Here is a 23,364-nt window from a genome sequence, read left to right on the forward strand (position 1 = left end):
GCCCGGGGGTGCTCCCGGGTTACTCCGTCCGAGGGCGATTTGCACCTTGCGAACGGCTCCGGCTAGTCTGTCGGAAGCCAAAGACCGCTGGTTGTCGCCGCGCCCGTCAGGGAGTCGGTGGCCGAAGGATCTGCGCTTCGTCGCAGGCAGCCCGCGCAGGTGTGTCTGGAGCTTCGACTTCCGGGTACCGCGTCCGCGCGGCCGCCCGTCGAGGTCGTTCCGAGCCCCGTGCCCCTGCGCACCGGGGCTCATTGCATTTTCGCAGGAGCTTTCCTTCCGTCCAGCCGGTCCCCGGCAGAATTGGTCGACTTTCGTGGTCGGCCTGACTTCGACATCACGGAAGGAGGCGTAAGCCTATGGCCAGGCCCGACAAGGCTGCCGCCGTCGCCGAGATCACGGACAAGTTCCGTGGCTCCTCCGCGGCGCTGCTCACCGAGTACCGCGGTCTCTCGGTGAAGCAGGTCAAGACCCTGCGTCGCTCGCTCGGCGACAACGCCGAGTACGCCGTGGTGAAGAACACGCTGACCAAGATTGCGGCCAATGAGGTCGGGATCACGGAGCTCGACGACCTGTTCACTGGTCCGACGGCTGTCGCCTTCGTCACCGGTGACCCGGTGGAGTCGGCGAAGGCTCTGCGTGACTTCGCCAAGGAGAACCCCGCTCTCATCATCAAGGGCGGTGTCCTTGACGGTAAGGCGCTGTCCGCCGATGAGATCAAGAAGCTCGCGGACCTCGAGTCCCGCGAGGTGCTGCTCGCCAAGCTGGCGGGTGCCCTGAAGGCCAAGCAGTCCCAGGCTGCCGCGCTCTTCCAGGCCCTGCCGTCGAAGCTCGTCCGCACTGTGGACGCGCTGCGCGACAAGGTCGAGCAGGGCGGTGCCGGTACGCCGGCTCCCGCCGCCGAGGACGAGGCCGCGGAGTAATTCCGCAGGCTCACGCCTCGCTGCGGGCCCGTGCCCGCCCAACCCGTACATACGGCACCACCTGCCGAATTAGTGGAAGGACGCCATCATGGCGAAGCTGACCCAGGACGAGCTGCTCGCGCAGTTCGAGGAGCTCACCCTCATCGAGCTCGCCGCCTTCGTGAAGGCCTTCGAGGAGAAGTTCGACGTCACCGCTGCCGCCCCGGCCGCCGCCGTCGTCGTTGCCGGTGCCGCCGGTGGCGCCGCTGAGGCCGCTGAGGAGCAGGACGAGTTCGACGTCATCCTCGACGGTGCCGGCGACAAGAAGATCCAGGTCATCAAGGAGGTGCGCACCCTGACCTCCCTCGGCCTGAAGGAGGCCAAGGACCTCGTTGACACCGCTGGTGCCAAGGTCCTGGAGAAGGTTGCCAAGGACGTTGCCGAGAAGGCCAAGGCTGCCCTTGAGGCCGCCGGCGCCAAGGTCACCGTCAAGTGATCTTGCGCCCCCTCTGAGGGGGCGTGCGGCCGGGCCGATCACCCTTGCGGGTGGTCGGCCCGGCCTTTTTTCGCGTTCCCGGGGCCCCTGGTGGCACCGGCCCCTTCCGCAGTTCGGGCCCGCGGGGCCCACCGGTGTGGCCGACGACCCACTCGGCACTGTCGGTGCCGGGAGGTATGGTGATCACCATCGTCAGGGCGGCCCCCACCACGGCTTCTGTAACGCCGGAGGGGGCCGGACCGATAGACGGGTCGAGGCCCGCGCCGCCGGCGGGCCCTTGACGAACCCGGCGCGGCGCGCGATTCTCAAGGCGCGAGTCCGCCCGGTTGGTCCGCCGCTGGATGCATAACCAGTGGCTCCGGCGGGAAATGACTCCACGTGAGTTAGAGCAGTACCCGGTGGGCGCCCGCGCTCGCCGGCTACCGGGAGGAGTCTCCGATTCGGTCTCCGAATCAGAGCTGGACAGCAGTGTGGCCATTGGCTACACTGTCCCTTTGCGCTGCCTGTTAGCTGCTCCGTGACTCGTCGCCCGGAGTTTGCGTTGCCCTGAAGGGGTCTGGCATCGCCTCCGCAAAGCGGCTCTGACTTGGGGTTCCGACCCCGGCAGAGGCCAGTGGCGAGGAGGCGGGACCAAGCCCGTGAAGGCCCGGCTGGTACGCGCGTAGTGAGCTCCGAGCCCTCGGAAGGACCCCCCTCTTGGCCGCGCCGCGCAACGCCTCGAACAATTCCGCCGCATCCACCGCCCCGCTCCGCGTCTCCTTCGCGAAGATCAAGGAGCCCCTTGAGGTCCCGAACCTCCTGGCCCTGCAGACCGAGAGCTTTGACTGGCTGCTCGGCAACGCGGCCTGGAAGTCCCGGGTCGAGGCGGCGCTGGAGAACGGTCAGGACGTCCCCACCAAGTCCGGTCTGGAGGAGATCTTCGAGGAGATCTCGCCGATCGAGGACTTCAGCGGGTCGATGTCCCTGACCTTCCGCGACCACCGTTTCGAGCCGCCGAAGAACTCCATTGACGAGTGCAAGGACCGCGACTTCACGTACGCGGCTCCGCTCTTCGTCACGGCCGAGTTCACCAACAACGAGACCGGTGAGATCAAGTCTCAGACGGTCTTCATGGGCGACTTCCCGCTCATGACCCACAAGGGCACGTTCGTGATCAACGGCACCGAGCGTGTCGTCGTGTCGCAGCTGGTCCGCTCCCCGGGTGTGTACTTCGACTCCACCCTGGACAAGGTCTCCGACAAGGAGATCTACTCCTGCAAGGTCATCCCCTCGCGTGGTGCCTGGCTGGAGATGGAGATCGACAAGCGCGACATGGTCGGCGTCCGCATCGACCGCAAGCGCAAGCAGTCCGTCACCGTGCTGCTCAAGGCCCTCGGCTGGACCAACGAGATGATTCTCGAAGAGTTCGGCGAGTACGAGTCGATGCGCAACACCCTGGAGAAGGACCACACCCAGGGCCAGGACGACGCGCTGCTGGACATCTACCGCAAGCTGCGTCCGGGCGAGCCGCCGACGCGCGAGGCCGCGCAGACGCTTCTGGAGAACCTGTACTTCAACCCGAAGCGCTACGACCTGGCCAAGGTCGGCCGCTACAAGGTCAACCGCAAGCTGGGCAACGCCGAGTCGCTGGACTCCGGCGTGCTCACCGAGCCCGACATCATCGGTGCGATCAAGTACCTGGTGAAGCTGCACGCGGGCGAGACCGAGTGGCGTGACGGCGAGGGCCGCGACATCGTGGTCGAGGTCGACGACATCGACCACTTCGGCAACCGTCGCCTGCGCAACGTCGGCGAGCTCATCCAGAACCAGGTCCGTACGGGTCTCGCCCGCATGGAGCGCGTCGTGCGCGAGCGCATGACCACCCAGGACGTCGAGGCGATCACGCCGCAGACCCTGATCAACATCCGGCCGGTCGTCGCCTCCATCAAGGAGTTCTTCGGCACCAGCCAGCTGTCGCAGTTCATGGACCAGACGAACCCGCTGTCGGGCCTGACCCACAAGCGTCGTCTGTCCGCCCTCGGCCCCGGTGGTCTCTCCCGTGAGCGCGCCGGCTTCGAGGTCCGTGACGTGCACCCCTCGCACTACGGCCGCATGTGTCCGATCGAGACCCCGGAAGGCCCGAACATCGGTCTGATCGGGTCGCTGGCCTCGTACGGCCGGGTCAACGCGTTCGGTTTCATCGAGACCCCGTACCGCAAGGTCATCGACGGTGTCGTCACCGAGCAGGTCGACTACCTCACCGCCGACGAGGAGGACCGCTACGTCATCGCGCAGGCCAACGCCCCGCTGACGGCGGAGCTGACCTTCGCGGAGCCGCGCGTCCTGGTCCGCCGCCGTGGTGGCGAGATCGACTACATCCCCGGCACCGAGATCGACTACATGGACGTCTCGCCGCGCCAGATGGTGTCGGTCGCGACCGCCATGATCCCGTTCCTTGAGCACGACGACGCCAACCGCGCGCTCATGGGCTCGAACATGATGCGCCAGGCGGTGCCGCTGCTGAAGAGCGAGGCCCCGCTGGTCGGTACCGGCATGGAGTACCGCTGTGCCGTCGACGCCGCCGACGTGATCACCGCCGAGAAGGCCGGTGTGGTCCAGGAGGTCTCGGCCGACTACGTCACCGTGGCCAACGACGACGGCACGTACACCACGTACCGCGCCGCCAAGTTCACCCGCTCCAACCAGGGCACCTCCTTCAACCAGAAGGTGCTCGTGGACGAGGGCGCCCGGGTCGAGGCCGGCCAGGTGCTGGCTGACGGCCCGTGCACCGACGAGGGCGAGATGGCCCTCGGCAAGAACCTGCTCGTGGCGTTCATGTCGTGGGAGGGTCACAACTACGAGGACGCGATCATCCTGTCGCAGCGCCTCGTGCAGGACGACGTCCTCTCCTCGATCCACATCGAGGAGCACGAGGTCGACGCCCGTGACACCAAGCTCGGCCCCGAGGAGATCACCCGGGACATCCCGAACGTCTCCGAGGAGGTCCTCGCCGACCTCGACGAGCGCGGCATCATCCGCATCGGCGCCGACGTCGTCACCGGCGACATCCTGGTCGGCAAGGTCACCCCGAAGGGTGAGACCGAGCTGACCCCCGAGGAGCGTCTGCTCCGCGCGATCTTCGGCGAGAAGGCCCGTGAGGTCCGTGACACCTCGCTGAAGGTCCCGCACGGTGAGTCCGGCAAGGTCATCGGCGTGCGCGTGTTCGACCGCGAGGAGGGCGACGAGCTCCCCCCGGGTGTCAACCAGCTGGTCCGCGTCTACGTGGCCCAGAAGCGCAAGATCACCAACGGTGACAAGCTCGCCGGCCGTCACGGCAACAAGGGCGTCATCTCCAAGATCCTGCCGGTCGAGGACATGCCGTTCCTGGAGGACGGCACCCCGGTCGACATCATCCTCAACCCGCTGGGTGTCCCGTCCCGAATGAACCCGGGACAGGTCCTGGAGATCCACCTCGGGTGGCTCGCCAAGCAGGGCTGGGACGTCTCAGGCCTCGCCGACGAGTGGGCCCAGCGCCTGCAGGCGATCGGCGCCGACCAGGTCGACGGTGGCACCAACCTCGCCACCCCGGTCTTCGACGGCGCCCGCGAGGACGAGATCACCGGCCTGCTGGACAACACCACCCTCACCCGTGACGGTGAGCGCCTGGTGAACTCCACCGGCAAGGCCCGGCTGTTCGACGGCCGCTCCGGCGAGCCGTTCCCGATGCCGATCTCGGTCGGCTACATGTACATCCTCAAGCTGCACCACCTGGTCGACGACAAGCTCCACGCCCGCTCGACCGGCCCGTACTCGATGATCACCCAGCAGCCGCTCGGTGGTAAGGCGCAGTTCGGTGGTCAGCGCTTCGGTGAGATGGAGGTGTGGGCCCTTGAGGCGTACGGCGCGGCCTACGCGCTGCAGGAGCTGCTCACCATCAAGTCCGACGACGTGCTCGGCCGCGTGAAGGTCTACGAGGCCATCGTCAAGGGCGAGAACATCCCCGAGCCCGGCATTCCCGAGTCCTTCAAGGTCCTCATCAAGGAAATGCAGTCGCTCTGCCTCAACGTGGAGGTGCTGTCCTCGGACGGCCAGTCCATCGAGATGCGGGACTCCGACGAGGACGTGTTCCGCGCCGCCGAGGAGCTCGGCATCGACCTGTCCCGGCGCGAGCCGAGCAGCGTCGAAGAGGTCTGACGGAGGTCGGGCCGGCCGCACGACCGCGGCCGGCCCGCCCCCAGGCCCCCCTCAGACCACATGAACGACTCTCGACTTACGAAAGAGGGCTTGACGACCAGTGCTTGACGTCAACTTCTTCGACGAGCTCCGCATCGGCCTGGCCACCGCCGACGACATCCGCCAGTGGTCCCACGGCGAGGTCAAGAAGCCGGAGACCATCAACTACCGCACCCTGAAGCCCGAAAAGGACGGCCTCTTCTGCGAGAAGATCTTCGGCCCGACCCGGGACTGGGAGTGCTACTGCGGTAAGTACAAGCGCGTCCGCTTCAAGGGCATCATCTGCGAGCGCTGCGGCGTCGAGGTGACCCGCGCCAAGGTGCGCCGCGAGCGGATGGGCCACATCGAGCTGGCCGCCCCGGTCACCCACATCTGGTACTTCAAGGGTGTCCCGTCCCGCCTGGGCTACCTGCTGGACCTGGCGCCGAAGGACCTCGAAAAGGTCATCTACTTCGCCGCCTACATGATCACCTGGGTCGACGACGAGCGCCGCCAGCGCGACCTGCCGTCGCTGGAGGCGCACGTCTCCGTCGAGCGCCAGCAGATCGAGAACCGCCGCGACGCCGACCTCGAAGCCCGCGCCAAGAAGGCCGAGACCGACCTGGCCGAGCTGGAGGCCGAGGGCGCCAAGGCCGACGTGCGCCGCAAGGTGCGCGAGGGCGCCGAGCGCGAGATGAAGCAGCTGCGCGACCGCGCGCAGCGCGAGCTCGACCGTCTCGACGAGGTGTGGGCCCGCTTCAAGAACCTCAAGGTCCAGGACCTGGAGGGCGACGAGCTGCTCTACCGCGAGCTGCGCGACCGCTTCGGCACCTACTTCTCCGGCTCGATGGGCGCGGCGGCCCTCAAGGACCGCCTGGAGACCTTCGACCTGGCCGAGGAGTCCGAGCGGCTGCGCGAGATCATCCGCACCGGCAAGGGCCAGAAGAAGACCCGTGCGCTGAAGCGCCTCAAGGTCGTCTCCGCGTTCCTGCAGACCACCAACAAGCCCAACGGCATGGTGCTGGACTGCGTCCCGGTCATCCCGCCGGACCTGCGTCCGATGGTGCAGCTGGACGGTGGCCGCTTCGCGACCTCCGACCTGAACGACCTGTACCGCCGCGTCATCAACCGCAACAACCGCCTGAAGCGGCTTCTCGACCTCGGCGCCCCCGAGATCATCGTGAACAACGAGAAGCGCATGCTCCAGGAGGCCGTCGACGCGCTGTTCGACAACGGCCGCCGCGGTCGTCCGGTCACCGGCCCGGGCAACCGCCCGCTGAAGTCCCTGAGCGACATGCTCAAGGGCAAGCAGGGTCGTTTCCGTCAGAACCTGCTCGGCAAGCGAGTCGACTACTCGGCCCGTTCGGTCATCGTCGTCGGCCCGCAGCTCAAGCTGCACCAGTGCGGTCTGCCGAAGGCCATGGCGCTGGAGCTCTTCAAGCCGTTCGTGATGAAGCGCCTGGTCGACCTGAACCACGCGCAGAACATCAAGTCGGCCAAGCGCATGGTCGAGCGTGCCCGCCCGGTCGTGTGGGACGTGCTCGAAGAGGTCATCGCCGAGCACCCCGTCCTGCTGAACCGTGCGCCCACCCTGCACCGCCTCGGCATCCAGGCCTTCGAGCCGCAGCTGGTCGAGGGCAAGGCCATCCAGATCCACCCGCTCGTCTGCACCGCGTTCAACGCGGACTTCGACGGTGACCAGATGGCCGTCCACCTGCCGCTCTCCGCGGAGGCGCAGGCCGAGGCCCGCATCCTGATGCTGTCCTCGAACAACATCCTGAAGCCGGCCGACGGTCGCCCCGTCACCATGCCGACCCAGGACATGGTGCTCGGTCTGTTCTTCCTGACCTCGGACCGCGACAACGTGAAGGGCGCCGGCCGCACCTTCTCGTCGACCGCCGAGGCGATCATGGCCTTCGACGCCCGCGACCTGGACGTCCAGGCCCCGATCGAGCTGCGTCTGCCGGCCGGCACCGTCCCGCCGCGCGGCTGGACCCCGCCGCTGGACGAGGACGGCCAGTCGAACTGGTTCGACGGCGAGCCCTTCCGCCTGACCACCACCCTGGGCCGCGCGCTCTTCAACGAGCTGCTGCCCGAGGACTACCCGTTCGTCGACTACGAGGTGGGCAAGAAGCAGCTCTCCGCGATCGTCAACGACCTGGCGGAGCGCTACCCCAAGGTCGTCGTCGCGGCGACCCTGGACAACCTGAAGGCGGCCGGCTTCCACTGGTCGACCCGCTCGGGTGTCACCGTCTCGATCTCCGACGTCGTCGTCCCGCCGAACAAGCCCCAGATCCTGGAGGGCTACGAGGCGAAGGCGGAGAAGGTCCAGCGTCAGTACGAGCGCGGTCTGATCACCAACGACGAGCGCAAGCAGGAGCTCATCGGCATCTGGACCCAGGCGACCAACGAGGTCGCCGAGGCCATGAACGTGAACTTCCCGAAGACGAACCCCATCTTCATGATGGTCGACTCGGGCGCTCGCGGAAACATGATGCAGATGCGCCAGATCGCCGGTATGCGTGGTCTGGTGTCGAACGCCAAGAACGAGACCATCCCGCGACCCATCAAGGCGTCGTTCCGTGAGGGTCTGTCCGTGCTGGAGTACTTCATCTCCACCCACGGTGCCCGTAAGGGTCTGGCCGACACCGCCCTCCGTACCGCCGACTCCGGTTACCTCACCCGTCGTCTGGTCGACGTCTCCCAGGACGTCATCATTCGCGAGGAGGACTGCGGCACCGAGCGCGGCCTGAAGCTGGCGATCGGCTCCGTGGGTGCGGACGGCGTGCTGCGCAAGGCCGACGACGTCGAGACCAGCGTGTACGCCCGCATGCTCGCCGAGGACATCACCGTCGACGGCAAGCTGCTGGCCACCGCGAACACCGACCTCGGTGACGTGCTGATCGACGAGCTGATCCGCCACGGCATCAGCGAGGTCAAGACCCGCTCGATCCTGACCTGTGAGTCGGCCGTCGGCACCTGCGCCATGTGCTACGGGCGCTCGCTGGCCACCGGCAAGCTGGTCGACATCGGTGAGGCGGTCGGCATCATCGCCGCCCAGTCCATCGGTGAGCCCGGTACCCAGCTGACGATGCGTACCTTCCACACCGGTGGTGTGGCCGGTGACGACATCACCCAGGGTCTGCCGCGTGTCGTCGAGCTCTTCGAGGCCCGCACCCCCAAGGGTGTGGCCCCGATCTCGGAGGCGCAGGGCCGCGTCCGGATCGAGGACACCGAGAAGACCCGCAAGCTGGTCATCACGCCGGACGACGGCACCGACGAGATCGCCTACCCGGTCTCGAAGCGTGTCAAGCTGCTCGTCAGCGAGGGCGAGGCGGTCGAGGTCGGCCAGAAGCTGACCATGGGTGCCACCAACCCGCACGACGTCCTGCGCATCATGGGCCAGCGTGCCGTCCAGATCCACCTGGTCGCCGAGGTCCAGAAGGTCTACAACTCGCAGGGTGTGTCGATCCACGACAAGCACATCGAGATCATCATCCGGCAGATGCTCCGCCGCGTGACGATCATCGAGTCGGGCGACGCCGAGCTGCTGCCCGGCGAGCTGGTCGAGCGCGGTCGCTTCGAGCAGGAGAACCGCCGCGTCGTCGCCGAGGGCGGTCACCCCGCCTCCGGCCGTCCGCAGCTGATGGGTATCACCAAGGCCTCGCTGGCCACCGAGTCCTGGCTGTCGGCCGCCTCCTTCCAGGAGACGACCCGGGTCCTCACCGACGCGGCGATCCACGCCAAGTCGGACCCGCTGCTGGGCCTCAAGGAGAACGTCATCCTCGGTAAGCTCATCCCGGCCGGTACGGGTCTGCCCCGCTACCGCAACATCCGGGTCGAGCCGACCGAGGAGGCCAAGGCCGCGATGTACTCGGCCGTCGGCTACGACGACTACGACCTGTCGCCCTTCGGCGCCGGCTCCGGCCAGGCGGTTCCGCTGGACGACTACGACTACGGCCCGTACACCGGCTGAGTCGCGCGTCACTGATCGCAGGGCGGTCACCCCTTCCGGGGTGGCCGCCCTGCGGCGTTTCCGGGGCCCGGGCGGGGGCGTTTCCGGAGGCCCGGGCGGGGGCGGTGGGAATCCGGTTAGGTAATCCGGGCGAAGTCGCGTAAGGTCGTGTTCACCGACGCGGGGTGGAGCAGCTCGGTAGCTCGCTGGGCTCATAACCCAGAGGTCGCAGGTTCAAATCCTGTCCCCGCTACTCAGTAGCAACGAAGGGCCCGGAGGCAGTCAGCCTCCGGGCCCTTCGTCGTTCCCGGGGCCGGTCGTTCCCGGGGCGGCCCCCGACTCCGTCGTGCGGGGGAGGCCGGCGAACCGCTCCGGCGAGGGAGGCGGGGGAGGGGGCCGGCGCGGGAGGCTTTCGACGTCGGGATGACGGGCTTGCGAAGGGGGCCGGGGATGAAGCGGGTGCTGGGCGCGATGGCGATCACGGCGGGCGTGCTGGTCGGGATGTCGGCCTGTCTGCCGATCGGGGACGACCGGGAGCACCGGACGGTCGAATACGGGGTGGCCGAGCCGGTCAGGGAGCTGGTGGTCGACGGGCTCAGCGGCGGGGTCGTGGTGAACGGCGGCGGTGACGCGGTGCACGTGGTCGAGAAGCAGAGCTACCAGGGCACCCCGCCGAACACCACCCACGAGGTGAAGGACGGCGTGCTGCGGCTGACGTACGACTGCAGCGACTGCGGCGTCGGGTACACCGTGCAGGTGCCGGCCGGGACGAAGGTGCGGATCACCGAGCAGAGCGGCGGGGTACGGCTGGCCGGCCTGGCCGCCGAGGTGGAGGCCTCGGTGCAGAGCGGCGGGGTCGAAGCCACCGGGCTGACCTCGCAGAACGTCCGGCTGAGCGCCGAGAGCGGCGGGGTGCGGGTCGACTTCGCGTCGGCGCCCGCGAAGGTGGAGGCGAAGACCTCGGCCGGCGGGGTGGCGGTGAAGGTGCCGGGCGGGGAGGCGTACACGGTGGACGCGCGGTCCGGCTCCGGCGGGGTGGATGTCGAGATCCCCTCGCAGCCGGGGGCGCCGCACAGCATCACGGCGACGACCGGGTCCGGCGGAGTGACGGTCCGGGGTGTCTGACCGGGCCGTTCCGGAGGTCCTCCCGGTAGGGCATGATCTTCTCCGCGGGGGCGGCGCCCCTGGTCACGGGGGAGGCGACGGGGTGGAGCGTACGGCGCAGTGGCGGATGCGGGCGGCCGGGCTGAACCCGTACCTGCTGGACTCGCTGCTGGCGCTGACGTCCGCGGGCGTCGCGGCCTGGGCGGTCTACAACGACGACCCGCACTGGCCGGCCTGGGTCTACCTGCTGGCGGTCGCCACCGCCCTGCCGCTGCCGTGGCGGCGCAGGGCGCCACTGACCGTGCTGGCGCTGTACAGCGCCGCCGAGATCGCGCTGACGGTGCTGGCGCACTCGGCGAACGCCCAGGTCCCGCTGGCCGGTGTGATCGGCCTCTACACGGTGGCGGAACGGTGTTCGGACCGGGTGCGCTGGTCAGTGTTGGCCCTCACGGTCGTCGGCAACCTGGTCGGGACGCACTCCCCGAACGGCGCGGTCTTCAGCCTGCTCACCTCGGTCGGCTCCTACGTCTTCGGCTCGCTGGTGCGCGCCCAGCGGCAGCTGGCCCGGCTGGAGGCGGAGCGGGCCCAGGAGGCCGGGGAGCGGGCGGCCAGCGAGGCGGGCCGCGCGGTGGCGCAGGAGCGGGCCCGGATCGCGCGGGAGATGCACGACATCCTGGCGCACGCCGTCTCCCTGATGGTGATCCAGGCCGAGGCCGGGCCGGTGGTGGTGCGCAACGATCCGGACCGGGCGATCCGCGCCTTCGACACCATCGCCGACGCCGGGCGCGACGCGATGGTCCAACTGCGGCGCGTGCTCGGGGTGTTGAAGGAGGAAGGGACCGGCCCGCAGCTGGCCCCGCAGCCCCGGCTGGCCGAACTCGGCGAGGTCGCGGAGCGGGTGCGCCGGGCCGGTCTGCGGGTGGACCTCGACGTCGCCGACGGGCTGGGTGCGGTGCCCGCGGACGTGGAGGCGACGGCCTACCGGATCGTGCAGGAGGCGCTGACCAACACGGTCAAGCACTCGGGGGCCGACCGGGCTGCGATCCGGGTGCGGCGGGGCGGCCGGGAGCTGGAGGTCGTGGTGTCGGACAACGGCCGTGGCGTGGCGGCGGCCCTCGGCCGTACGGTGGTCGGCTGGTCCGGCGGGCGCGGGCTGGTGGGCATCCGGGAGCGGGCGGCGGCCTGCGGCGGGCGGGCCGAGGCCGGCCCGGGGCCGGAGGGCAAGGGTTTCGTGGTGAGTGCCCGGCTGCCGTTGGGGGCGGACGGCGTGGTGGAGAGGGCGGGTGGATGAAGCCGATCCGGGTGGTCGTCGCGGACGACCAGGAGCTGGTGCGGGCCGGGTTCGGGATGATCCTGGACGCGCAGCCGGACATCGAGGTGGTGGCCGAGGCCTGTGACGGCGCCGAGGCGGTCGAGGCGGTGCGCACGCACGGCCCGGACGTGCTGCTGCTGGACGTCCGGATGCCGGTGATGGACGGGCTGGAGGCCGCCCGCCGGGTGTGCGCGGAGTTCCCGGCCACCAAGGTGATCATGCTGACCACCTTCGACATCGACGACTACGTCTTCGACGCGCTGTACGCGGGGGCCAGCGGCTTCCTGCTCAAGGACGTCCGGCGGGACGACCTGGCGCACGGGGTGCGGATGGTCGCCTCGGGGGAGGCGCTGCTCGCGCCCTCGGTGACCAGGCGGCTGATCAGCGAGTTCGCCGCCCGGCGCCCGGGTGCGCCGGAGCGGGCGGTGCGGCCGCCGTCCCGGCTGCTGGAGCAGCTGACCCTGCGCGAACAGGAGACGCTGCGGCTGATCGCGCGCGGGCTGTCCAACGCGGAGATCGCGGCGGAGCTGGTGGTCAGCGAGCACACGGTGAAGACGCACGTCAGCAATGTGCTGAGCAAGCTCGGGTTGCGGGACCGGGTGCACGCGGTGGTGTTCGCGTACGAGGCGGGGGCGGTGGTGGCGGGGGAGGCCTGAGTCGGGCTCCCCCCTGCGGGGGAGGCGGCCGGTTCGCCGGTACGGGCGATCCGCGACGAGGGGGCCGGCGGACAGGCTGTGCGGTGTCGCAGACGGACCACGGACCACGGATCCGGGATCACGGATCGCCGGATCACGGACACTCAGGGAGATCGCAGATGAACGCCACCCCGAGCAGCCGCGTCACCTCGTACGCCGTCGTCGGCGCCCCCGCGCTGATGGCCCTCTACGGCGGGATCCGGCTGGTGCCGGGCTCCCGGGAGCCCGGCCTCGGCTGGACGGCCGGCCACGCCGCGATGTTCGCCGGGCTGCTGCTGTTCGCCCCGGTCTTCCTCGCCCTGCGCCGGCTGCTCGCCCCGCGCGGCACGGCGGTCGGGCGGGTGGCGGCGGGCGCGGTGCTGGGAACGGCCTTCGCGGGGCTCGCGGCCTCCCTGGTGCAGATCGGGATCGACCTGGTCGTCGGCCTGGTGGCGGCGGACAAGGCCGAGCAGTCGCGCCTGTTCGACCGGGTGCAGGGCGTGCCGGGCGTGCTGCCCGCCGTCTACCAGGTGGGTCCGCTGCTCTTCTACGTCGGGCTGCTGGCGCTGCTGGTCGCGGCCGCGGTGCGCCCGGCCCGGGCGCTGCGCTGGTGGAGCCCGGTGCTGGTGCTGCTCGGGACGGTCGCCTCGGCTGTCGACCTGGCACTGATCCCGCTCGCCGCCGCCTGCTTCCTGGTGGCGCTGAGCCCGCTGGCCCGGCCGGCCGCTGCGACACCGCAGCTGGTGCTGCTCTGAGCCCGGCTCCGAGCACGGCGTGACGGCGGGCGCGGCGTCCGTCAGGTCATGCGGAAGACCGGGCCGCGCGGGGTGAAGGGCAGCCCGGCGCCGCGGGGGACGAGGTAGGCGTGTTCGCGGCGCACCCGCAGGACGTCGCACTCGCCGTCGGTGATGACCAGGACGGGTGCCCCGGGCGGGAAGTCCTCGGCCCGTTCCAGCAGGTCGATGCCCGGCTGCAGCACGGTGCCGCCGCGGCCGTGCACCCGGACCCGCCCGGCGATCTCCTCGACCGGGAGGTAGCCGGCGTCGTGCGGGGCGGCGTCGCAGTGCACCACCCGGGCGGCCGGGACGTCCCGGGCGGCGGCGTAGGAGGCGATCGCGCCGAGCGCCTTGCCGAGCAGTGTCGGGTCCATCGAGCCGGAGGTGTCCAGGACGACCCCGAAGGTGCAGCGCGGCACCTCCTCCTCGGGGCGGTAGCGGCCGGCTCGCGGGATGTCCGGGGTCGCGCACTGGCGGCGGGCGGGGCGGGAGTAGCTGCGCACCGGCTCCGGGCTCGGCACGAACTCGTCGAACCAGCGGGCGAGTTGTGCGTCCCAGGGGAGCGGCGGATGGGCGAGCGCGCGGATCTCCTGGACCAACCCGGCCGGGAGCAGGCCGCGTTGGCGCTGGTGCAGCTCGAAGCCCTGCTGCAGGCCGCGCCGGTAGAAGTCGTCGAGGTCCACGTAGTCGCGCGGGCCGCGGTCCAGCGGTTCGCCGAGGATGTCCGGACGGTTCTTCCCAGCCATCGTGGCGAGGCGGCGGATCCGGCGCTGGTCGCCGACGATCCGGTCGTAGACCTCCTCGGTCGACAGGCCCTTCAACCGCGGGTCGTGCAGGAGGCCTTCGGGCATGTCGCCGACGCCCATCTCCAGCAGCCAGCCGTTGATGACGTAGTCGGCGGCGACGTTGAACAGGAACGGGTCCCGGCCGCCACGGCGCTCGCCGTGCCGCAGGGCGGCGTGCAGCATCTCGTGGCCGAGGATGAACCGCCACTCCTCGTCGGTGTGCCGGCGCAGCGGGTTGACGTAGATCTCGCCGACCTCGGCGTTGACCGCGGCGACCGCGATGCCGTGGGCCCGGGCGAGTTCGGCGTCGGCGACCACGGTGAAGGCGGCCGCGATGCCGCCGAGCAGCGGGTACGAGGAGACGAACCAGTTGAGCGCCCTGGTCCAGGGCCGTTCGGGCAGCCGCTCGCCGGTCTGCTCGTCGATCCGGCCGCCGGCCCGGTCCATCGCGGCGGACATGGTGCGGGTGAGCGCGGCCGCGAAGGCGGTCTCCCAGTCCTTGGGCACGCGGTCGTGGCGGGGCCACTCGACCAGCAGCTGGTCGCGGTCGGCGGTCCCGGCCGTGCCGGCGGTCCCGGCCGACGGCAGGCCGTCGCGGCGCCAGCGGGCGGCCAGCTCCTCCTCGTCGCCGCCGGGGTACTCCTGCGGGAGGACGACCGGGGCGCGGCCGACCGGGAAGGTGGCGAGGAAGCGGTTGACCACCGCGCAGCGGGCGGCGGCCGCGCACTCGTCCGGCTGGACCCGGGTGCCGCGGGCGGCCGGGACGTGGCCGAAGCCGAGGTGCAGCAGGCAGTGCGCGAGCACCCAGGCCCACTCCTCGGGCTCGGCCCGGCGGCGCGGGTTGACGTGCACGGTGCCGTCGGAGTCGACCACCGCCCAGCCGCCGGGCGGGGCGACCGTGCAGTCCTCGCTGCGGCAGACCTGGGCGGGCAGGGCGGCCAGCGCCGGGTTGCGGCGCAGCAGGGTGAGGCCCTGGGTGAAGACCTCGGCGCCCGGGTCGGGCTTCTTCGCCTTCGCCGCCGCGGGCTTCACCGGCGGGCCTCGACCAGCCTGGGCATGTCCCGGGCGGCCTCGATCAGGAACCAGGAGGGCAGCACCGGGTTGCCGTCCGCGCCGTCGGCGATCACCGTCTGGGCGACCTCCACCGAGATCTCGGCCAGCTGCACCAGCAGCGACTTGGCCCGGAAGGCGGTCTGCCGCTGCGCCCCGGAGGCGTGCTCCTTGCTTGCGGGCAGCTCCTTGACGAGGCGGCCGCGGAAGGCGTCGGCCAGGTAGTAGAGCAGGTCCCGGTCCTCCAGCCGGTGCGGCCAGCGGGCGTCGCCCTTGAGGATCGCCTCCAGGCCGTACGAGTTGCGGACGATCTTCGCGTAGCCGCAGAAGGCGATCGCGTGCTGGGGGGTGAGCAGGCCGTGCGCGACCACCTTGAGGGTCTCTTCGTCCAGGGTCGGGCCGAAGGAGTGCAGCGCGTCGGAGAGCATGTGCCAGGCGCGCGGGGTGGAGAACGGCTCCTCGGTCTTGGGCGGGGCGGACCACAGGTGATCGGGCCGGTCGGTGAGGTGGTCGAGGACCCAGGGGTGGATGCCGGCGCCGGCCGCCCAGCGCAGCCAGTCCTCGGCGTTGGCTCGCAGGTGGACGTGGACCATGCGGTTGACCAGCGCGGACGCCATCGGGCGGGCCAGTGCGCCGTCGGTGGCGCGGTTCCCGGCGCCGATCACGATCGAGCCGGGCGGCAGCTCGTACGAGCCGATCCGGCGGTCCAGGATCAGCGAGTAGAAGGCCTTCTGGACGTCCGGCGAGGCCGCGTTGAGCTCGTCCAGGAAGAGGCAGTACGGCTCGTCGCGGGCGATCTGCTCGGGCGGGCAGAACCGGGAGCGGCCCTCCGGGGTGAGCTGCGGGACGCCGATCAGGTCCTCCGGGGCGAGCTGGGTGCCGACCAGGCTCACGCACTCCAGGCCGAGCGATTCGGCGAACGCCCTGACCAGGGAGGACTTGCCGATCCCGGGAGCCCCCCAGAGGAACACCGGGCGGACGGTGGCCAGTCCGAGCAACAGCTCGGGGATCTGGGCGGGCGAGACGCTGACTGCTCCCTGCACGGGGCTCCTTCGCGGTACGGCGGCTGACCGGCCCAGTGTGCGGCCCGAGTTGGGGCGGCGCACCCGCATTTTTGGTGGCCGAGGGCGGGCCGGCGGCCGTACCGTCCGGGCATGAACGCGAAGCGCCCCCTGATCGCCGTGCTCACCGGCGCGGGCATCTCGACCGACTCCGGTATCCCCGACTACCGCGGCCCGCAGGGGCTTTGGCAGCAGGACCCGTCGGCCCAGCGGCTGGTCACCCTCGGGCCGTACCTGGCCGATCCGGAGGTGCGGCGGCGGTCCTGGCGGCTGCGGCTGGAGACGGGCGCGTTGGCCGCCGAGCCGAACGCCGGGCGCTGGTCGAGCTGGAGCGCTCCGGGCTGCCGCTGCGGGTGCTCACCCAGAACGTCGACGGGCTGCACCAGGCGGCCGGGCTGAGCGCCCGCAAGGTGCTCGAACTGCACGGCACCGCACGGGAGGTGCAGTGCCTGGACTGCCGGGCGGTCGGGCCGATGGCGGAGGCGCTGGCGCGGGTGGAGGCGGGGGAGCCGGACCCGGCCTGCCGGGAGTGCGGCGGGATCCTCAAGCCGCGCACGGTGATGTTCGGCGAGCACCTGGACCCGGTGGTGCTGCAGCAGGCCGACGCCATCGCCAAGGGCTGTGACCTGTTCATCGCCGTGGGGACGAGTCTGCAGGTCTACCCGGTGGCCTCGCTGCCGCAGATCGCCCTGGAGGGCGGTGCCCGGCTGGTCGTCGTGAACGGCGAGCCGACCCCCTTCGACGAGGCCGCGGACGAGGTGATCCGGGAGCCGATCTCGCAGGCGCTGCCCGAGCTGGTGCGGAGGCTGGTCAGGGAAGGGGCGTAAGGACCCTTTACGGACGTACCGCCTGCATACGATGATCGTCCCGGCTTCCTCTCACGGCCTGGAGTGATCGAGCGATGACGACGACGGCGAAGTTCGACCCCTGGTCGGCGGCGTTCGTGGCCCACCCGTACGACGCGTACGCCGACCTGCGCACGCACGCGCCGGTGACGTACTTCGAGCCGACGAACCAGTGGCTCGTCTCCCGCCACGAGGACGTCAGCGCGCTGCTGCGCGACCGGCGGCTCGGCCGCACCTACACCCACCGGTTCAGCCACGCGGAGTTCGGCCGCCCCGAGCCCGACCCGGCGCACGAGCCCTTCCACACCCTGAACGACCACGGCCTGCTCGACCTGGAAGCGCCCGACCACACCCGGATCCGCCGGCTCGTCTCCAAGGCCTTCACCCCGCGCATGGTCGAGGGCCTGCGCCCGACCGTCCGGCGCCTCGCCGGCGAACTGGTCGACGGCCTGCTCGCGACCGGCGGCGGCGACCTGATCGCCGCCGTCGCCGAGCCGCTGCCGGTCGCCGTGATCGCCGAGATGCTCGGGATCCCCGAGGGCGACCGGCACCTGCTGCGGCCCTGGTCCGCCGACATCACCGGGATGTTCGAGCTCAACCCGAGCGAGGAGGCCGCCCGCCGGGCCGTCACCGCGAGCACCGAGTTCTCCGACTACCTGCGCGCCCTGATCCGCGAACGCCGGGAGACCCCGGGGGAGGACCTGATCAGCGCGCTCATCCAGGCCCAGGAGGGCTCGGACGCGCTCAGCGAGCAGGAGATGGTCTCCACCTGCGTGCTGCTGCTCAACGCCGGCCACGAGGCGACCGTCAACACCACCGGAAACGGCTGGTGGGCGCTGTTCCGCCACCCCGACGAACTCGCCCGGCTGCGCGGCTCGGTGGACGAAGTGCTGCCCACCGCCGTCGAGGAACTGATGCGCTGGGACACCCCGCTGCAGATGTTCGAGCGGTGGGCCCTGGAGGACATCGAGGTCCGCGGCGTCACCATCCCGCGCGGCGCTGAGATCGCCCTGCTCTTCGGCTCCGCCAACCGCGACCCCGACCGCTTCGCCGACCCCGACCGCCTCGACCTCGGCCGCACCGACAACCCGCACATCACCTTCGGCGCCGGAATCCACTTCTGTCTGGGCGCGCCCCTTGCCAGACTGGAGCTCACCGAGTCCTACGGCACACTGCTGCGCCGGGCCCCGGGCCTGCGGCTGGTCCGCGAGCCCGAGTGGAACCCGGGCTACGTGATCCGCGGGCTCAAGGAGCTGCTGGTCGAGGTGTGACGGAAAGAGGGGGGCTGCCGTGGGCAAGGCGACGGGCGCACTACTGGGGCTGGCGATCGGGGACGCACTCGGCCGGCCGACCGAGTTCCAGGACGTCGACCGGATCGCCGCCGACCACCCCGACTGGCGGCAACTCCCGCTGCCGGCCAAGGCATTGGTGACCGACGACACCCAGATGACGCTCGCCCTCGGCCGCGGCCTGCGCACCGCCCTGGCCCGTGGGCCACTGACGCCCCTGCGCCTGGAGCGGCCGGTCCGCGAGGAGTTCGTCGACTGGTGGCGCTCCCCGGAGAACAACCGCGCCCCCGGCATGACCTGCCTGCGCTCCTGCGAGCGGCTCAGCCACGACCAGGTCCGCTGGCAGCAGGCCAGCGACGTCGGCTCCAAGGGCTGCGGCGCCAACATGCGGGTCGCCCCGGTCGGGCTGATCCGCGACCTCGACGCCCGGCAGGCCGCCGGCGCCGCCCAGCTGCAGTCCGCGCTCACCCACGGCCACCCGACCGCGCTCGCCGCGAGCGACCTCACCGCGTACGCCGTCCGCAAGCTGGCCGAGGGCGTTCCGCCGGCCGTGCTGCCCGCCGTGCTGCGGGCGTACGCGCTGGCGAGCCGCGAGCGGTACGACGAGTTCTGGCTCGGCGACCTCGCCGACCAGTGGTACGGCGCCTCGCCGCAGGCCGTCATCGCCCGGGGCTGGGACGACTGCCTCGCCGTCCTCGACCAGCTGGAGGCAGCGCTCGCCGCACCCGACGTCGAGGCCGACCCGTGCCTGGCCACCGGCGAGGGCTGGGTCGCCGAGGAGGCCTTCGGCACCGGCCTGCTCTGCTTCCTGCTGCTGCCGGACGACCCGGTCGCCGCCGTCCGTCGGGCCGCCTACTCCGGCGGTGACTCCGACTCGCTCGCCTGCCTGACCGGCGCCTTCGCGGGCGCCCACCACGGCGAGGAGGCCTGGCCGGGGGAGTGGGTCGCGCGGATCGAGCACCGGGACGAGCTGCTGGAGCTCGGGGCGCTCTGGGACTGATCCGGGGAACCCGGAGCGGGGGTGGCGCGTCGAAGGGCCATGACGAACAGCAGCACCGGAAACCGTCGTCGCGCCGCCCTGCTCCTCGCCGCCGTGCTTGCCGCGCCGCTGCTCAGCGGTTGTGGGAGTACCGGTGCCGGCGCCGGTGCGGAGGTCAGGGCCTCCGCGCCGGCGAGTCGGCCCGCGGTCGACCCGGCCCAGGTGGCGGCTACCGCGAAGGCCACCGCCGCCTTCGGGCTGGACCTCCTGCACGTCCTCACTGCCAAGCCGGACGACGCGGGGCGCAACCTCGTGGTCTCCCCGACCGGCCTGGCCACCGTGCTCGCCATGGTGCTCCCCGGCGCCCGCGGGGCGACGGCCGACGAGTTGGCCAAGGCCCTGCACACCGAGCTCGACCCGAAGCAGTACGCCCTCGCCGTCGGCGCGTCCGACCAGCAGGCCAAGAACGGTGACCAGGTCACCCTGCGCCAGAGCGACCAGGTCTGGACGCAGCAGGGCTTTCCGGTGGAGCCCGACTACCTGGCCACCCTCGCCGCCGACTTCGACGCCGGAGTGCACACCACCGACTTCAAGAAGGACCCCGAGGGCAGCCGCAAGGCGGTCAACGCGGCCGTGGAGAAGGCCACCGAGGGGCGGATCAAGGACCTCTTCGCCCCGAAGGCGATCAACCCGGACACCAGGCTGGTCCTCACCGACGCGCTCTACCTCAAGGCGAAGTGGGCCTCCGAGTTCAAGCCCTCGCACACCGAGGACCGCCCGTTCCACAAGCTCGACGGCACCGCCGCGAACGTCTCCACGATGAGCCGGACCGGCGAGTTCAAGTACGCCGACGGCTCCGGCGGGATCCTCGGCGAGCCCTGGCAGGCCATCGAACTCCCCTACGCGGGTGGAAACTTGGCGATGGACCTGATCGTCCCCGCACAGGGCGGCTTCGCGGCCTTCACCAAGGAGCTGGACCAGCCCGAGCTCGACCGGATCCTCGGCGCCCTCGCCGAGCAGCCCGTCGACCTGCAGCTGCCGCGCTTCCACTTCGACACCTCCGACGAGCTCACCCCCGCGCTGCGCTCGCTCGGCGTGCACTCGGCCTTCGACAACGCCGACCTCAGCGGCATCGCCAAGGACCAGCCGCTCGCCGTCAGCACGGTGGTGCAGAAGGCCACCGTCCAGGTGGACGAGGAGGGCACGGTCGCGGCGGCCGGCAGCGGCGTCGGGATCGGCGTGGCGGCGGCGCCCGCCCCACAACAGGCCGCCCAGCTGCACATCGACCGGCCGTTCCTGTTCCTGATCCGGGACACCTCGGGCGGGCGGCCGCTGTTCCTCGGCCAGGTCGTCGATCCGCAGGCGAAGTAGCTACCGGGCCGGGTAGCGCCCGCCGAGCCCCGGGTGCAGCGGGTCGCGGCTGCCGAACAGCACCAGCAGGTCGTCCGCGACCTGCCGCAGCTCGGCCCGCCCCTCGACGGCCCCGGCCCACTCGGCGGGCAGCGCCGAGGCGCCGTACGCGGCCCCGACCAGGTTGCCGCAGACCGCGCCGGTGGAGTCGCTGTCCCCGGAGTGGTTCACCGACAGCAGCAGCGCGGTGCGCACCGGGTCGGGGTCGAGGGTGGCCGCCAGCAGCGAGTGCACCGCGACGGCCAGGCACTCCTCGGCGATCCAGCCGAGGCCGACCCGCTCCACCGTCTCCGCCGAGGGCTCGGCCTCCTGGGCGAGCCGCACCGCCCGGGCCAGCGCCTGGACGGTCTCCTTGGACGCGGGCAGCTCGCGGATCTGATCGACGGTCTCGCCGACCGCCGCCCACGGCTCCGTCCCGTTCGCCAGCCGTTCGACCAGCGCCGCGAAGGCGCCCGCCGCGAGGTAGCCGGTCGGGTGCCCGTGGGTGAGCTGGGCGCACTGCACAGCCAGTCCGAAGGCCTGCTCGGTGCCCAGCCGGGCCAGCCCGAACGGCGCCGAGCGCATCACCGTGCCGCAGCCCTTGGAGCCCGGGTTGATCGGCCCCGGCCGCCCGATCGCGGACGGCGCCTCGAAGACCGGGTGCTCGGACACCCCGCTGAGGCAGGCGTTGCCCGGTGCCCGCCGCGCGTACAAGAACGGCTGCCGCAGCAGCCAGCCGTCGTACGGGTGGGGCTGCGGTTCGGCGTCCGGCGCGGGCTGGTACTGCGTCAGCAGCCAGCGCCGGTAGGCGCCGTGCACGGCCTCGGGGACGGAGCCGCCGCCGCCCGTCCAGCCGCGGACGAAGCCGCGGATCAGGCCCTCGGCGGTGAACAGGGTCATCTGGGTGTCGTCGGTGACCTCGACCGGCCCGGGGCCGGCCGGCAGCGCCGTCACGCCCTGCGGGCCGTACCGGTCCTGGATCTGGTGGAGCTGCTGGAACTCCACCGGCCAGCCCAGCGCATCGCCGATCGCTCCGCCGAGCAGCGCTCCGCGCACCCGGTCCCGGTACCCCGACTCGGCCGCCGGCTCCGTCACGTCGAATCCCCCTTCGTTCGTGGCGGAGTACGTTCTATCAGGTCTTCCTTCGTGCCCAGGGACCTCGCGTCGAGTCTTCGGGCCCGTCCGGTGGATCTCGGCGCCCGGCAAGATCCGCCGGGCAGGCCCTAACCGCGGATCTGCCCGGCGCGCCCGTGCAGCGCGGCCCGGTCCGCGGCGGCGCGGCCCGCCGCCCAGCCCTCGCCGTCGCTGACCCGGACTCGCTGCGAGACCAGCTTCGGGAACAGTCGGCCGACCTCCTCGTCCACCGCCTCCGAGCGGGCGGCGAGCGCGGGCAGCAGCCGCTCGTCCGGCAGCAGCTGCTCCTCGGTGCCGTCCTCGCGCAGGTGCCGGCCGGCCGCGGCGGCGCTGGTGGTCCGCTCGGTGGCGGCGGTCAGCCGCTCGCGGATCCGCGCCGCGTACGCGACCAGGAAGGACTGCCGGAAGGCCTTGCTGCGCGAGTCCCGGCCGGAGCCGGCCTTGTTGAGCGCGTGGGTGGCCTGCACCAGCAGCGAGGTGTAGAGCAGTTCGACGCCGTCCAGGTCCCCGTCGAAGCCGACCACGGTGCAGAAGCCGAACTCCTTCGCCCAGACCACCCGGCACCGGTTGGCCGCGGCGACCGCGTCCAGCAGCATCGTCTTGGGGCCCTCGTACGGGTTGTCCACGCCGATCCGCAGCGCCGCCGGGGCGTCGCGGTCGGTGCCGGCGGCGGCCAGCAGGGCCTCGTCGATGCTGTGCTGGGCCATCAGCTGCTGGGCCTTGGCGGTCAGCGCCTCGGCCTCCTCGGGATACTCGGTGGACTCCGCCTTGGCCAGCAGGGCCCGGATCCGGGCCAGCATCCGCGGCTCGCCGGGCACCGGCCCGCCGCCGGCCCGTTCGGCTCGGGGCGCCCGCCCGGGCGCCGGGCCGACCGGGGCGATCGGCGGCAGCCGTCCCCAGGTGCGCAGCAGCTCCAGGACGGCGGTGGCGAGCGCGAAGCGGTCCAGCCGGTGCCGGTGGGCGAAGGCGCCCAGGTACTGCTCGTCGCCGGGCCACCAGGTCTCGGTCTCCAGCTCGCGCAGCTGCTCCTGCCAGCGCCGGTCGAGGGCCGCCGCGGGGTGGCGGCGGTGCTCGGCGGCGATCAGGTCGATCGCGAGTGCCAGGTGGACGGGCTTCAGCCCGCGCCGCACCACCCGCGCCAGGTCGGCCGGGCGCCACCCGGCGGACCAGCAGCGGCCGACGGCGGTGTCCGCGTGGACCAGCAGCGCCCGGCTGACCGCCGGCCACTGCCCGGGCGAGGCGGCCAGCAGTGACGCCCCGGTGTCCAGGGCCAGGTCCAGCCCCTCGTCCGGGGCCGTCAGCACCGACCGTACGGCCTGCTCCAGCAGCGGTCCGGCGTCTCCGCCCTGCTGCGCGCGCTTGCCCACGGTGTGTCCCTGCTCTCCTCGACGGCGCCTCGACGGCCTGATCCCTCCTGCCCATGAT

General features: G+C 71.6%; 15 protein-coding genes, 1 tRNA gene and 1 pseudogene. 13 read left to right on the forward strand and 4 right to left on the reverse strand.

Features of this window, described 5'->3' with window-relative positions:
• Positions 1 to 356: 356 nt before the first annotated feature.
• The 9 genes from rplJ to CRP52_RS18745 all read left to right on the forward strand — a co-directional run bounded on the left by rplJ (position 357) and on the right by CRP52_RS18745 (position 13,386).
• The gene (gene rplJ / locus CRP52_RS18705) at positions 357 to 920 is read left to right on the forward strand and encodes a 50S ribosomal protein L10 (protein ID WP_030055779.1); all 564 of its coding nucleotides are present in this window, start codon (positions 357 to 359) and stop codon (positions 918 to 920) included.
• An 88-nt stretch (positions 921 to 1,008) separates the two neighbouring features.
• A complete protein-coding gene (rplL, locus tag CRP52_RS18710) occupies positions 1,009 to 1,395 on the forward strand; it encodes a 50S ribosomal protein L7/L12 (RefSeq protein ID WP_097237461.1) in 387 nt (128 codons plus the stop codon).
• A 696-nt stretch (positions 1,396 to 2,091) separates the two neighbouring features.
• The gene (gene rpoB, locus CRP52_RS18715; RefSeq protein WP_097237462.1) at positions 2,092 to 5,568 is read left to right on the forward strand and encodes a DNA-directed RNA polymerase subunit beta; all 3,477 of its coding nucleotides are present in this window, start codon (positions 2,092 to 2,094) and stop codon (positions 5,566 to 5,568) included.
• Positions 5,569 to 5,668: 100 nt separating this feature from the next.
• Entirely contained in the window at positions 5,669 to 9,562 is a 3,894-nt protein-coding gene (locus CRP52_RS18720) for a DNA-directed RNA polymerase subunit beta' (protein ID WP_097237463.1), read from the forward strand.
• A 158-nt stretch (positions 9,563 to 9,720) separates the two neighbouring features.
• Positions 9,721 to 9,794 (forward strand) — tRNA-Met (locus CRP52_RS18725).
• A 197-nt stretch (positions 9,795 to 9,991) separates the two neighbouring features.
• Positions 9,992 to 10,666, forward strand: coding sequence for a DUF4097 family beta strand repeat-containing protein (locus CRP52_RS18730; protein WP_179852848.1), 675 nt, complete (start codon positions 9,992 to 9,994; stop codon positions 10,664 to 10,666).
• Positions 10,667 to 10,748: 82 nt separating this feature from the next.
• Entirely contained in the window at positions 10,749 to 11,936 is a 1,188-nt protein-coding gene (locus CRP52_RS18735) for a sensor histidine kinase (RefSeq protein ID WP_257032594.1), read from the forward strand.
• A complete protein-coding gene (locus CRP52_RS18740; protein ID WP_097237466.1) occupies positions 11,933 to 12,613 on the forward strand; it encodes a response regulator in 681 nt (226 codons plus the stop codon). The genes CRP52_RS18735 and CRP52_RS18740 overlap by 4 nt, the downstream gene beginning before the upstream one ends.
• 158 nt (positions 12,614 to 12,771) lie before the next feature.
• Positions 12,772 to 13,386 carry a hypothetical protein gene (locus tag CRP52_RS18745; protein ID WP_097237467.1) on the forward strand — a complete coding sequence of 205 codons (615 nt, stop codon included), beginning with the start codon at positions 12,772 to 12,774 and terminating at the stop codon, positions 13,384 to 13,386.
• Positions 13,387 to 13,427: 41 nt separating this feature from the next.
• Here CRP52_RS18745 and CRP52_RS18750 read toward each other — a convergent pair whose 3' ends face one another.
• Both CRP52_RS18750 and CRP52_RS18755 read right to left on the reverse strand, forming a co-directional pair.
• Complete coding sequence (locus CRP52_RS18750; RefSeq protein ID WP_097237468.1) at positions 13,428 to 15,224, reverse strand: vWA domain-containing protein; 1,797 nt, start codon at positions 15,222 to 15,224, stop codon at positions 13,428 to 13,430.
• Complete coding sequence (locus tag CRP52_RS18755) at positions 15,221 to 16,285, reverse strand: ATP-binding protein (RefSeq protein ID WP_097237469.1); 1,065 nt, start codon at positions 16,283 to 16,285, stop codon at positions 15,221 to 15,223. Before CRP52_RS18755 ends, CRP52_RS18750 begins: the two co-directional genes overlap by 4 nt.
• A gap of 111 nt (positions 16,286 to 16,396) precedes the next feature.
• Here CRP52_RS18755 and CRP52_RS18760 point away from each other — a divergent pair.
• The 4 genes and pseudogenes from CRP52_RS18760 (at position 16,397) to CRP52_RS18775 (ending at position 20,787) form a co-directional block, all read left to right on the forward strand.
• Positions 16,397 to 17,130, forward strand: a pseudogene (locus CRP52_RS18760) (SIR2 family NAD-dependent protein deacylase).
• Positions 17,131 to 17,204: 74 nt separating this feature from the next.
• A complete protein-coding gene (locus tag CRP52_RS18765) occupies positions 17,205 to 18,419 on the forward strand; it encodes a cytochrome P450 (protein WP_097237470.1) in 1,215 nt (404 codons plus the stop codon).
• 19 nt (positions 18,420 to 18,438) lie between these two features.
• Entirely contained in the window at positions 18,439 to 19,437 is a 999-nt protein-coding gene (locus tag CRP52_RS18770) for an ADP-ribosylglycohydrolase family protein (protein WP_097237471.1), read from the forward strand.
• A 39-nt stretch (positions 19,438 to 19,476) separates the two neighbouring features.
• Positions 19,477 to 20,787, forward strand: a complete 1,311-nt coding sequence (locus CRP52_RS18775; RefSeq protein ID WP_097237472.1) for a serpin family protein — start codon at positions 19,477 to 19,479, stop codon at positions 20,785 to 20,787.
• Here CRP52_RS18775 and CRP52_RS18780 read toward each other — a convergent pair whose 3' ends face one another.
• Both CRP52_RS18780 and CRP52_RS18785 read right to left on the reverse strand, forming a co-directional pair.
• Entirely contained in the window at positions 20,788 to 21,900 is a 1,113-nt protein-coding gene (locus tag CRP52_RS18780; protein WP_257032607.1) for an ADP-ribosylglycohydrolase family protein, read from the reverse strand.
• 128 nt (positions 21,901 to 22,028) lie between these two features.
• Positions 22,029 to 23,306 carry a DUF2786 domain-containing protein gene (locus CRP52_RS18785; RefSeq protein ID WP_097237473.1) on the reverse strand — a complete coding sequence of 426 codons (1,278 nt, stop codon included), beginning with the start codon at positions 23,304 to 23,306 and terminating at the stop codon, positions 22,029 to 22,031.
• Positions 23,307 to 23,364 lie beyond the last annotated feature (58 nt).

This window comes from Streptomyces sp. 1331.2 (genome assembly GCF_900199205.1).
Taxonomy (GTDB): Bacteria; Actinomycetota; Actinomycetes; order Streptomycetales; family Streptomycetaceae; genus Kitasatospora.

What these genes read in the sequence shown, in the direction of transcription:
- rplJ (WP_030055779.1), top strand. Translation starts at nt 357, where the DNA reads ATGGCCAGGCCCGACAAGGCTGCCGCCGTCGCCGAGATCACGGACAAG.
- rplL (WP_097237461.1), top strand. Translation starts at nt 1,009, where the DNA reads ATGGCGAAGCTGACCCAGGACGAGCTGCTCGCGCAGTTCGAGGAGCTC.
- CRP52_RS18730 (WP_179852848.1), top strand. Translation starts at nt 9,992, where the DNA reads ATGAAGCGGGTGCTGGGCGCGATGGCGATCACGGCGGGCGTGCTGGTC.
- CRP52_RS18740 (WP_097237466.1), top strand. Translation starts at nt 11,933, where the DNA reads ATGAAGCCGATCCGGGTGGTCGTCGCGGACGACCAGGAGCTGGTGCGG.
- CRP52_RS18745 (WP_097237467.1), top strand. Translation starts at nt 12,772, where the DNA reads ATGAACGCCACCCCGAGCAGCCGCGTCACCTCGTACGCCGTCGTCGGC.
- CRP52_RS18765 (WP_097237470.1), top strand. Translation starts at nt 17,205, where the DNA reads ATGACGACGACGGCGAAGTTCGACCCCTGGTCGGCGGCGTTCGTGGCC.
- CRP52_RS18775 (WP_097237472.1), top strand. Translation starts at nt 19,477, where the DNA reads ATGACGAACAGCAGCACCGGAAACCGTCGTCGCGCCGCCCTGCTCCTC.